The sequence below is a fragment of the Xanthomonas vesicatoria ATCC 35937 genome (genome assembly GCF_001908725.1).
In the GTDB taxonomy this organism is placed as follows: Bacteria; Pseudomonadota; Gammaproteobacteria; order Xanthomonadales; family Xanthomonadaceae; genus Xanthomonas; species Xanthomonas vesicatoria.
In genome coordinates this window covers 4,142,043-4,154,018 of the sequence record NZ_CP018725.1, presented here as the reverse complement: position 1 = coordinate 4,154,018, position 11,976 = coordinate 4,142,043, and the positions used below count along the sequence as shown (strand labels likewise).

General features: G+C 64.0%; 10 protein-coding genes. 4 read left to right on the top strand and 6 right to left on the bottom strand.

What is annotated here, in order from left to right:
- Window positions 1–81: 81 nt before the first annotated feature.
- Entirely contained in the window at window positions 82–2,496 is a 2,415-nt protein-coding gene (locus tag BJD12_RS18075) for a TonB-dependent receptor (protein WP_074059438.1), read from the top strand.
- Window positions 2,497–2,759: 263 nt separating this feature from the next.
- The gene (gene tdh, locus BJD12_RS18070; protein WP_005998423.1) at window positions 2,760–3,794 is read left to right on the top strand and encodes an L-threonine 3-dehydrogenase; all 1,035 of its coding nucleotides are present in this window, start codon (window positions 2,760–2,762) and stop codon (window positions 3,792–3,794) included.
- A 701-nt stretch (window positions 3,795–4,495) separates the two neighbouring features.
- On the opposite strand, the gene BJD12_RS18060 is transcribed toward tdh, so the two are convergent.
- From BJD12_RS18060 to BJD12_RS18040, 5 genes are all read right to left on the bottom strand, one after another.
- Window positions 4,496–5,212: a TorF family putative porin gene (locus BJD12_RS18060; protein ID WP_042828817.1), complete on the bottom strand. Its 717-nt coding sequence runs from the start codon at window positions 5,210–5,212 to the stop codon at window positions 4,496–4,498.
- Between the two features lie 281 nt (window positions 5,213–5,493).
- Window positions 5,494–6,537, bottom strand: coding sequence for a sulfate/molybdate ABC transporter ATP-binding protein (locus BJD12_RS18055; protein WP_005998418.1), 1,044 nt, complete (start codon window positions 6,535–6,537; stop codon window positions 5,494–5,496).
- A 7-nt stretch (window positions 6,538–6,544) separates the two neighbouring features.
- Complete coding sequence (gene cysW / locus BJD12_RS18050; protein WP_005998416.1) at window positions 6,545–7,498, bottom strand: sulfate ABC transporter permease subunit CysW; 954 nt, start codon at window positions 7,496–7,498, stop codon at window positions 6,545–6,547.
- Window positions 7,495–8,352 (bottom strand): sulfate ABC transporter permease subunit CysT, encoded by an 858-nt coding sequence (gene cysT, locus BJD12_RS18045; RefSeq protein WP_039419944.1) that lies wholly within the window; start codon window positions 8,350–8,352, stop codon window positions 7,495–7,497. The genes cysW and cysT overlap by 4 nt, the downstream gene beginning before the upstream one ends.
- A gap of 2 nt (window positions 8,353–8,354) precedes the next feature.
- Window positions 8,355–9,452 (bottom strand): sulfate ABC transporter substrate-binding protein, encoded by a 1,098-nt coding sequence (locus tag BJD12_RS18040; RefSeq protein ID WP_042828814.1) that lies wholly within the window; start codon window positions 9,450–9,452, stop codon window positions 8,355–8,357.
- A 92-nt stretch (window positions 9,453–9,544) separates the two neighbouring features.
- Here BJD12_RS18040 and kbl point away from each other — a divergent pair, with 92 nt between their 5' ends.
- Window positions 9,545–10,753 carry a glycine C-acetyltransferase gene (gene kbl, locus BJD12_RS18035; RefSeq protein WP_005998410.1) on the top strand — a complete coding sequence of 403 codons (1,209 nt, stop codon included), beginning with the start codon at window positions 9,545–9,547 and terminating at the stop codon, window positions 10,751–10,753.
- 2 nt (window positions 10,754–10,755) lie between these two features.
- Window positions 10,756–11,160, top strand: a complete 405-nt coding sequence (locus BJD12_RS18030) for a hypothetical protein (protein WP_039419950.1) — start codon at window positions 10,756–10,758, stop codon at window positions 11,158–11,160.
- Here BJD12_RS18030 and BJD12_RS18025 read toward each other — a convergent pair.
- Window positions 11,099–11,962: a pseudouridine synthase gene (locus BJD12_RS18025; RefSeq protein WP_042828813.1), complete on the bottom strand. Its 864-nt coding sequence runs from the start codon at window positions 11,960–11,962 to the stop codon at window positions 11,099–11,101. The two genes, BJD12_RS18030 and BJD12_RS18025, sit on opposite strands and share 62 nt — an antisense overlap.
- Window positions 11,963–11,976 lie beyond the last annotated feature (14 nt).

Sequence of the window (11,976 nt, the reverse complement as noted above, 5' to 3'; positions counted from 1 at the left end):
GCGACGCGCAGCGCAGATGGCGGCCGCACACGACACGTATAGCGGGCAAGCACGACAGTTTTGCGACAGCCGCCGTCATCAATGTTTCATGAGCCGTTGACACCCTGCGTCGCGAAACGCCGGTCTTGCACCGTGCGTCCGCCCTCAGCCGTGCTCGAACAGGACTCCCCCATGACTTCCGCCCGTCGTCTCCATGTCACGCCGCTCGCCCTTGCCCTGGCCGCGCTGCTTCCGGTCATCGCGCATGCCGCCGATCCCGTCACTGCCAACGTCGCAGACGCACCCGCCACGCCCGCCGACGCCGCAAACAACGCGACCCAGCTGGATGCGATCAACGTGGTCTCGCAGGGCAGCACGCGCCAGGTGCAGCGCATCAGCCGCCAGGACATCGAGCAACTCACACCGGGCAGCAGCGCCTTCAAGGCCGTGGAAAAATTGCCCGGCGTGCAGTTCCAGTCGGCCGACCCGTTCGGTACCTACGAGTGGTCCACGCAGGTCACCTTGCACGGCTTCGATCAGAGCCGCCTGGGCTACACGCTCGACGGCATTCCGCTGGGCAACATGAGTTACGGCGTCACCAACGGCCTGCACATCACCCGCGCCATCATTTCGGAAAACCTCAGCTCGGTGGAGATCGCCCAGGGCGCCGGCGCGCTGGGCACCGCGTCCAATACCAACCTCGGCGGCACCATGCAGTTCTACTCCGCCGATCCGCAGACCACGCCCGGTGCGCGACTGGTGCAGACGGTGGGCAGCGATGCAACGCGCCGCACCTTCGTCCGCGCCGATACCGGCGATCGCAATGGCCTGTCGGCGTATCTGTCCTACGCCAATGCCACCACCGACAAGTGGAAAGGCTTTGGCGATCAGCAATCCGAACAGGCCAACCTCAAGACCGTGTACCAGTGGGGCGACGGCAATCGTCTGAGCCTGTTCCTGGATACCTCGCGACGCAAGGAATACGACTACATGGATCTGTCGTTGACCAGCCAGCGCGCGCTGGGGTGGGACTACGACTACCTGCAGCCGGATTGGGCCACTGCGGTGCAGATGGCGCGCGCCTACCAGACCACCGGCGCCACCAGCGGCGTGGCCAATGGCTACCCGCAATCGCTGGCCGGGTTGCCCAGCGACTACAGCTGGCTCGATGCCAGTTATTACGCCGGCGGCGGTCTGCGTCGCGACAATCTTGCCGGCCTGTCGGGCACGTTCGTGTTCGGCGGTGCAACTCTGGATGCCGCCGGCTACTACCACGCCAATCGCGGCGAAGGGCAATGGGTGACGCCGTATGTCGTCACCTCGGCGCAGATCCCGGTGTCGATGCGCACCACCGACTATGGTCTTGATCGCTTCGGCGGCACCAGCGCCTTGAAGTGGTCGTGGGGCAATCACGACCTGGAAGCCGGCGTGTGGGCCGAGAACGCACGTACCACGCAAGGGCGCAACTACTTCGCGCTGGGCAATGAGGGCTACACCTCGCTGTACAACGTCTACGAAGCGCAGACCCCGTTTCGCCGCGACTTTTTGCAGCGCTACGCCACCCAGACCCGCATGCTGTACCTGCAGGACACCGTGCGCCTGCTCGATGACCGCCTGACGCTGAACTACGGCGCAAAGGCGCTGGACACCACCACGCGTGCGCAATCGCTGGTGCCGACCACGTCGCTGGCGCAAGGCCGCATCCGCGCCGAAGACAACTTCCTGCCGCAAGTCGGCGTGAACTACAAACTGGACGAGCGCCAGGACGTCTACGCGTCCTACAGCAAGAACATCGCCGCCTTCGGGTTTACCCCGTTCGCCACCTCGCAGGCCGCGTTCGATCGCAGCCGCTCCACGCTGGAGCCGGAGGAGTCGCAAACCGTGCAGATGGGGTACCGCATGCAGGACGAGCAGTTCCAGCTCTCGGCCGATGCCTACTTCACCAAGTTCTCCAACCGTCTGCTGACCACCTCACCGTGCACCGCGGTGCAGACCTGTGCATCGATCCTGAGCAATGTCGGCGCGGTGCACAGCGCCGGTGCGGATCTGGCGCTGATGTGGCGCCCGGTCGAAGGCCTGAGCTGGTTGAACTCGCTGTCGTGGAACCGCTCGCGCTATCAGGACGATTATCTCAACAACGGCGTAGTGGCGACCTCGGGCAAGGACGTGGTCGGCATCCCGGCACTGATGTTCTCTTCCAGCGCCAGCTATCAATTGGGCAACCTGCGCCTGGATCTGGACGGCAAGTACGTCGACAAGCGCTACATCACTTTTCTCAACGACTCGCAGGTGCCCTCCTACTGGCTGTTCAACGCCGGTGCGCGTTATGACTTCGGGCGCGTCGGCGGCGTGGCGGATATCGCCCTGGCCCTGAACATCACCAACCTCACCGACAAGCGCTACTTCGCCAGCACCGGTACCAACGGCTATGTCGCCTCCGATCCGGACGGCTACAACCAGACCATGGTGGTCGGCGTCCCACGCCAGTACTTCATGAGCCTGGACGTGAAGTTCTAAATCAGTTTCGCGCCGCGCCTGCCGCTTCCTCTCCGGCGGGAAAATAAAGCCCCTCTCTTGGCGGGAGAGGGGTTGGGGTGAGGATACGGTGTACCCGGCCAGTCACCTGACATGCGAACCGTTCGACATCGCCACGCGCGGCGGTGCCTTGCCCTCCACGCGATACCGGACGTCGTTCCCGGCAGCATCCCGCACCGCCGCATGGCTTCCCTGCCGCGGCGCTTATAATTGCGGACTTACTTTTACTCAGCAGGCCCCGCCAGATGGCGCAGACGATGAAGGCGCTGGTCAAGCGCGAAGCGAACAAAGGCATCTGGCTGGAGCAGGTCCCCGTACCCACGCCCGGCCCCAACGAGGTGCTGATCAAGCTGGAAAAGACCGCCATTTGCGGCACCGATCTGCATATCTACCTGTGGGACGAGTGGAGCCAGCGCACCATCACGCCTGGCCTGACCATCGGCCATGAATTCGTCGGCCGCGTGGCCGAGCTCGGTTCGGCGGTCACCGGTTACCAGGTCGGCCAGCGCGTCTCGGCCGAAGGCCACATCGTCTGCGGCCATTGCCGCAACTGCCGTGGCGGCCGCCCACACCTGTGCCCCAATACGGTGGGTATCGGTGTCAACGTCAACGGCGCCTTTGCCGAATACATGGTGATGCCAGCGTCCAACCTGTGGCCGATCCCGGACCAGATCCCCTCCGAGCTAGCCGCGTTCTTCGATCCCTACGGCAATGCGGCCCATTGCGCGCTGGAGTTCGATGTCATCGGCGAAGACGTGCTGATCACCGGCGCCGGCCCGATCGGCATCATTGCCGCCGGCATCTGCAAGCACATCGGTGCGCGCAATGTGGTGGTCACCGACGTCAACGACTTCCGCCTCAAGCTGGCGGCCGACATGGGTGCGACGCGCGTGGTCAACGTGTCCAACACCTCATTGAAGGAGGTAATGAAGGACCTGCATATGGAAGGATTCGACGTGGGCCTGGAAATGAGCGGCAACCCGCGCGCGTTCAACGACATGCTCGATTGCATGTACCACGGCGGCAAGATCGCCATGCTCGGCATCATGCCGCGCGGTGCCGGCTGCGACTGGGACAAGATCATCTTCAAGGGCCTCACCGTGCAAGGCATCTACGGCCGCAAGATGTACGAGACCTGGTACAAGATGACCCAGCTGGTGCTGTCGGGTTTCCCGCTGCAGAAAGTGCTCACGCATCAACTGCCGATCGACGACTTCCAGAAAGGCTTCGACCTAATGGAAGAAGGCAAGGCCGGCAAGGTCGTGTTGAGCTGGAACTGACAAACCATCAGTGAAGATTCGTAAAAGGCGCCGCGAGGCGCCTTTTGCATCTGCCTCTTCAGAAGCGCTGGAAACGCCGCGAGCAATCCTCGGCACAGGTGGAGCGCTTCAAGAACACGACGTCAGCGAGGATGCAGACAAAGCTCAGTCGGTCGAGTGTGCGGTGCCCTCGCCGCTCGCGGGCCGCGCCGCAAGTACGTCCTTGTAGGCTCGATGGCAGCATCCATGCCGCCACGGTCCCGCAAGCGGCGAGGACACCGCACCAAAGAGTTGGCTGATGCCTCAGATAAAGAACAAAACACCGCAGCACACAGTGGGCCGGTGACGTCATTGAAGACGAAAAAATCGCAACAGACGATGGCAGCGCTTCATTGAAGACGCTGCGCACCGACCCTCTCAACAGGTCCTTGTCCGGCCACCGTCGCGGGACCTTATGCGGCATGGATGCCGCATAAGAGCCTACAGGGACGTACTTGCGGCGTGTCCTGCGATGGTGGGCGGACAAGGGCCCTGCAGCCCAAACGCAGATCGATCGCTCTAGGTGTGATCGACACGCATAGCCCGATCATTTCAATCCACAACACAACCGAGATGTTGCGTCCTCACGCCCCTTGGATGCAGAGAGGAAAACTCTGCGCGCCGACATCTTCCGACCAACAACGCCGCGGCGAAGGTGTCGAAGCTGCGTCAGTCAATCGCGCTCACGGCCAGGTAACCGTTGCAGTCGCCACCAGATGGTTCTGCGAATTCTGCCGCCCGAAGCCGAATTCGGCTGCTTCGCTGGTGTCGTAATAGCCCACAGTCAGACCCAGCGGGCCGAAGGTCTTGCCCACGTTCACGCCGAAGTCGTTGTAATCGTGATCCACCTGGCTCAGCGCGGAGGTGTAGATGCTGTGCCCGGCGTGCGCGCCAACGGTGAAGTCGTGCGGCAACGTCCAGTTGGCATCCAGCGCGTAGTAGTACCCGTCGGTGTCGGTGCCGTACAGATCGTTGGTGTAAGCAACGGTCAGGCTGTAGGTTTTCAGGAACGTGGTCTTGGTGATCAGCTCGGCATAGTTGGAGGCTCCGGCACCCAGGTATTGATAGCGGTTCACCATCACGTCCAGGTTGAAATTGGTGCTGAGGTCGGTGTTGTAGCCGACAAAGCCGTCCACTTCCCAATCCGGATCACCGGCGCCGTAATCGACGTTGGAGGTCCAGGTGCCGACGTAGAATCCGTACGGCAGTTTGTAGGTCAGCCCAGCCTGGAATGCGGGTTCTTCGTTAGTTTGCGAGATACCGCGAAACAGGTAATCGCTGGTCACCGCAAAGGTACCGCTGAGCGGCGAGGCGGGCGCGTCTTCGTCCTGCGCCTGTGCAAGCGGCGCCACACCCAACAGCAGTAACGACAGACAACAAGCGAGCGGGTAAGGCTTCATGGACATCTCCTGAAACGATGGACGATCGGTTGGCGAACGAAGACTGCACAGACTTCTTAGTCCAACTGTCATTGCAGCGCAACATAAAAGTCGCGTCCGCTTGATCCAGCGCACATCCGCAAGGGCGATGCGTCAATCGGATCTCCGCCTCATCGACCGGTTGGGCCGAATCTTGATGGCAGAGACTGGAGAGTGGGAATTTGGATTTGCAACAGCAAAAACAGGACACCTGCGCTACAAATCTTCAATGCGATGGCTATCCCACGGACGCACGGCGTCGTCTATCGACCTGCGTCAGCCGGAAATACGCCGTAGTGTCGTGCGGCCAGTCGCAACTGCTGGCCGGGTTCGAAGCTTCCTGCCGAGGCCGGTAGTTCCACCTCCACCTCGTTGCCTGCCGGCTGCAGTGTGGCGCGCAGCCGCAGCCGTGGGCCGCTGCGCTGCGACCAGGCCACCGTGGCCGGCCAGCCGGCGTCGTCGGGTACCAGATCCTCCGGCCGCACGTACACCTCGACCGGGCCGGCCGCCAGCGCTGCATTGGCGGCAGGCAACGCGTGGCCTGCAACCTGGATCTGTCCTTGCGCCAGCACACCGGGAATGCGGTTCACCGCGCCCACGAACGAATACACGAATGGCGAAGCGGGCTTGTCGTAGATCATCGCCGGGGTGTCGAGTTGCTCGATGCGGCCACGGTTGAGGATGGCGACACGGTCGGCCAGTTCCAGTGCTTCTTCCTGGTCATGGGTCACGAACACCGTGGTCAAACCGGTCTGCTCATGCAGCGCGCGCAGCCAGCGACGCAGATCACGGCGCACCTGCGCATCCAGTGCGCCGAATGGTTCGTCCAGCAGCAGCACACGCGGCTCGATCGCCAACGCACGCGCCAGTGCCACACGCTGACGCTGCCCGCCCGATAGCTGTGTCGGGTAGCGCTGCTCCAGGCCCTGCAATTGCACCAGCGCCAGCAGCTCTTCCACCCGCGCACGGATGCGCGCCTCGGCCCAGCGCTCGTTGCCGCGGCGTACCCGCAGCCCGAAGGCGATGTTCTCGAACACGTCCATATGCTTGAACAACGCATAGTGCTGAAACACGAAGCCGACCCGGCGCGACTGCACGCTCATCCGGGTGGCATCTTCATCGCCGAACAGCACCTGCCCGCCATCGGCGTGCTCCAGCCCGGCCATGATCCGCAGTAGCGTGGTCTTGCCCGAACCGGAGGGGCCGAGCAAGGCCAGCAACTCGCCCTGACGCACATCCAGAGTGATGTCGTCCAGAGCGGTGAAGGTCTCGAACTGCTTGCGCAAGCGGTGGATACGAATGCCCATGGTCACCTCAGTGGCGGTGGTTGGCGGCCAGCGAATCGCCGTGCCGCCATTCCAGATACGTCTTCAACGCCAGCGTCAGCAGCGCGGTCAATGCCAGCAGCGACGCGCACGCGAATGCGGCGCTGTAGGCGTATTCGTTGTAAAGAATTTCCACATGTAGCGGCAGCGTATTGGTGCGCCCGCGGATATGCCCGGATACCACCGACACTGCGCCGAACTCGCCCATCGCGCGTGCCGCGCACAGCAGTACCCCATACAACAGACCCCAGCGGATATTGGGCAAGGTCACGCGCCAGAACATCTGCCAGCCATTTGCACCCAGGCTGAGCGCGGCCAGTTCTTCGTCGCTGCCCTGCTGCTCCATCAGCGGCATCAACTCGCGCGCAATGAACGGGAAGGTGACGAAGGTCGTCGCCAGCACGATGCCCGGCAGCGCGAACACGATCCGCGGCAGCTGGATCACAAATTCGCCCAGCGCCGGCAGTTGCACGCGCCAGCCTTCGTCGATCAACGGCCAGGCCCAGCCGCTGCGCCCGAAGATCAGCACGAAGATCAAACCCGCCACCACGGGCGACACCGAAAAAGGCAGGTCGATCAGGCTGACCAGCAAGCGTTTGCCCCAGAACTGATGTTTGCTGATGGCCCACGCGGCGGCAACGCCGAAGATCAGATTCAATGGCAACACGATCGCCGTCACCAGCAGCGTCAGCTTGATCGCCGACAGCGCGTCCGGGTCGACCACTGCACGCAGAAACGTTTCCCAGCCCCCGCGCAGCGCTTCGGCAAACACCAGCACCAGCGGCAGCAGCAAGAACGCCAGCAGAAAGACCAGCGCCCCCAGAATCATCAGCCACTGCACCCAGCGCGGCTCGTTGGTGGCCGAATCAGTGATGCGGCGTGCCTGTTCTGTCATCTGGCGGGTCTGCAACATGGCGGGCAGCGATGAAACAGCATCGCTCATGCGGACCTCCGTTGATAGCGCAGCAGGCGTGCCTGCAGCGTATTGACCAGCAGCAGGATCACGAACGACAGCAGCAACATCGCAGCTGCAATTGCGGTGGCACCGGCATAGTCGAACTCTTCCAGCCGGATGGTGATCAGCAGCGGCGCGATCTCGGTGGAATTGGGCAGGTTGCCGGCGATGAAGATCACCGAGCCGTATTCGCCCACTCCGCGCGCAAACGCCAGCGCAAACCCGGTTAGCACCGCCGGCCACAGCCCCGGCAAGACCACCCGCCACACCGTCTGCCAGCGCGAGGCGCCCAACGTGGCGGCGGCAGCTTCCAGCTCACGCTCGCTCTCGGCCAGCACCGGCTGCACCACCCGCACCACGAACGGCAGGCCGACAAACACCAACGCCAGCACGATACCCAGCTGGGTGTAGGCCACCTTGATGCCGATCGCCTCCAGCCAGCGGCCGACCCAACCGTTGCCGCCATACAGCGCGGTCAGCGCAATGCCGGCAACTGCCGTCGGCAACGCAAACGGTAGGTCGATCACCGCATCGAACAAGCGCTTGCCCGGAAACTGATAGCGCACGAACACCCACGCCACCCAGGTGCCCATCACCGCATTGAATGCGCCCGCCGCGAACGCCGTGCCAAAGCTCACCCGCAGCGCCGACAGCACGCGCGGCTCGCTCCAGACCTTCCACAAGCCTTCCCAGCCCAGCCCGCTGGTCTTGATGAAGATCCCCAGCAGCGGGATCAGCACTATCAGGCCCAGCCAGGTCAGGGTGATCCCCAGACTCAGGCCCAGCCCCGGCATCACGCGTCGGCGCGATGGCGACGTTGGGCGTGCAACCGACGTCTGCATGCCTACTTCTTGGCCTGGATCTGGTCGAACAGGCCACCATCGGCAAAGTGTTCCTGCTGTGCCTTATCCCAGGAGCCGAACGCCTGCTGGATGGTGACCAGCTTGATGTCCGGGAAGCGGGCCAGGTCCGCCGGGTCGGCATATTCGCGGTGACGCGGGCGATAGAAATGCTTGGCGGCCAGCTTCTGGCCTTCGGGCGCATACAGATAGCGCAGGTAGGCTTCGGCTACATCGCGGGTGCCATGCTTGTCGACGTTCTTGTCGACCAGCGCCACCGACGGCTCGGCCAGGATCGACAACTTCGGCACCACGATCTCGAACTTGTCTTTGCCCAGCTCTTCCCGCGCCAGCAGCGCCTCGTTTTCCCAGGCCAGCAGCACATCGCCGATGCCGCGCTGCACGAAGGTCGTGGTGGCGCCGCGTGCGCCGGTGTCCAGCACCGGCACGTTGCGGAACAACGCCTGCATATAGCGCAGGATACGTTCGCGGTCGCCCTTGAAGATGTGGTCGGCATAGGCCCAGGCGGCCAGATAGTTCCAGCGCGCGCCCCCGGAGGTCTTGGGGTTGGGGGTCACCACCGACACCCCCGAGCGCAGCAGGTCCGGCCAATCCTTGATGTTCTTCGGGTTGCCCTTGCGTACCAGGAACACGATCGTGGAGGTATAGGGCGCGCTATTGTCGGGCAGGCGCTTCTCCCAATCGGTATCGATCAGCTTGGCCTTCTGCGCGATGGCATCCACGTCATAGGCCAGCGCCAGCGTCACCACGTCCGCTTCGATCCCGTCAATGACCGCGCGCGCCTGCTTGCCGGAACCACCATGCGATGTCTCGACGGCAACCGTGTCCTGCGGATGCTGCTGCTTCCACTGCGCGGCGAAGGCGGTGTTGTAGTCCCGGTAGAACTCACGGGTGGGGTCGTAGCTCACATTGAGCAGCTCGATGTTGCGCGCACCTGCCGGGCCGGCCAGGGACAGCAGGGCGCAAAACAGGGACGCAAAACGGATATGGGGGTATGTCACAAACGATCTCCTGGCCGGTGGGCGCAGCTGAACAGCAAGCATGCCATGCTGCGCAGCGTCACGCGGGCGGTGAAATGACATCAGCGCTATCGCTTATGCCGATTTTGCATGACGTAGTGGTATGCCATTGTGATCGTTAACATTGCGCTTCTCTCTTTGCCACAGCGACCGCCATGACCCGTCCGCCTGCCGCGCTCACCGCCCATTACGCCGCCGAACTGGACTCCATCCAGTCCCAGGGTCTGTTCAAGTCCGAGCGCATCATCACCGGCCCGCAGTCGGCGCGGATCACCCTGGCCGACGGCCGCAGCGTGCTCAACTTCTGCGCCAACAACTATCTGGGCCTGGCCGACCACCCGGAGATCATCCAGGCCGCCAAGGACGCGCTGGATACGCACGGTTTCGGCATGGCCTCGGTGCGTTTCATCTGCGGCACCCAGGATCTGCATAAGCAGCTTGAGCGCACCATCGCCGACTTCTTCGGCACCGAGGACACCATCCTCTATGCGGCTTGTTTCGATGCCAATGGTGGCCTGTTCGAGCCATTGCTCGGCGAGCACGATGCCATCATTTCCGACGCGCTCAACCATGCCTCCATCATCGACGGCGTGCGTCTGTGCAAGGCCAAGCGCTTCCGCTACGCCAACTGCGACATGGCCGACCTGGAAGCGCAGCTGCAGGCTGCGGATGCGGCCGGCTGCAAGACCAAGTTGATCACCAGCGACGGCGTGTTCTCAATGGACGGCTTCATCGCCCCGCTGGACGAAATCACCGCGTTGGCGCGCAAGTACAACGCGCTGGTACATATCGACGAATGTCACGCCACCGGCTTTCTCGGCGCTACCGGCCGCGGCTCGGCCGAGGTCAAGGGGGTGCTGGACCGGATCGACATCTTCACCGGCACCCTGGGCAAGGCGATGGGCGGCGCGCTGGGCGGTTTCACCACCGCCAAGCGCGAGGTGATCGAATTGCTGCGCCAGCGCTCGCGCCCTTACCTGTTTTCCAACTCGCTGCCGCCGCACGTGGTGGCCGCAGGCATCAAGGCATTCGACATGTTGGAAGCGGCCGGCGAGCTGCGCACGCAACTAGTCGAAAACACCCGCTATTTCCGCGAACGCATGACCGCCGCCGGCTTCGACCTCAAGCCCGGCGTGCATCCGATCAGCCCGGTGATGCTCTACGACGCGCCGCTGGCGCAGAAGTTCGCCGAGCGCCTGCTGGAAGAAGGCATCTACGCAATTGGCTTCTTCTTCCCGGTGGTGCCCAAGGGCCAGGCGCGTATCCGCACCCAGATCAGCGCTGCGCATACCCGCGAGCATCTGGATCAGGCCATCGACGCCTTCATCAAGATCGGCCGCGAACTGGACGTCATCAAGGCCTGAGCATGCGTACGGTGCTGCGCCAACGGCTCCTGCTTGCGGCGCACACCGATGCCCAGGCGCAGTTCCTCGCCGGCAGTTGGGAAACCCGTTGCCTGCATTGCCGTCGCCGCCTGCACATCGGCATCGACGGCGAACCGCTGGGGCACACCACGCTCGAACACGTGGTTCCGCAGGCCTGGTTCGGGCGCCGCGCAGCCGCTGCGCTGTGCGCGCAGGTGGGCGACGACCCCAACGATGCGCGCAATCTGGCGCTGGCCTGTGCCGGCTGCAATCACGCCAAAGGACGGCGCCACGATGCCAATGGCGCCGGCGATGCACGCGCGGTGGAAGTGGTCAGTGCCTTGCTCAGCGTGCGTCTGGCGCGCTGGCGGGAGCCGACGTCAGCGCCAGGACTTCCGCCGCGCTGAGCATCCGCCAGGCGCCTTTGCCCAGCTCGCCCATTGCCAGCGGCCCGATCGCCACGCGCACCAGCCGTAGCACCCCGATGTCCACTGCAGCCAGCAGCCGACGGATCTGTCGGTTGCGGCCTTCGTCCAGCACGATTTCCAGCCACGCATTGCGCTCGCCCTCGCGTAGCAGGCGCACCTGCTTGGCACGCAGCAATGCGCCATCACCGTCGGGAGCGGGATCGATCACCCCGGCCTGCAACTGCGCCAGCTGCTCGGCGCCAGGGCGGCAATCGACCTGCACGTGATAGGTCTTGTCCGGGCCGATGGCCGGATCGGTCACCGCCGCCGCCCATTGCGGGTCGTTACTGAAAAGCAGCAGGCCCTCGCTGGCCTTGTCCAGGCGCCCCACCGGCGCGATCCATGGCAGGCCGGCGCCATCGAAACAGCGATACACCGTGTCCCTGCCCTGCTCGTCGCGCACCGTTGTGACCACGCCACGCGGCTTGTTGAGCATCAGGTAGACCCGCGCAGGCCCGGCCAATGGTTGGCCATCGACCGTGATCGCCTCGTGCTGGTCGGCACGGATCGGGAATTCGGGGTCGTGGATCACCCGCGCATCCACGCTGACCCGCCCCTCGGCGATCCAGCGTGCCGCCTCGGTGCGCGAACACACACCCAGCTTGGACAACACCCGCGCCAGCCCATGGCGTGGCGCGGTGGTTGCCGATCCCGCCGCCGAGTTAGGCGCCAAGCGGGTCGGTGCCGCCGCCGACCCACGCTTGCGATGCCGGGACGTGGCCGGCGGAGGACGCCGGGTCATGCCGTCCCGACCGC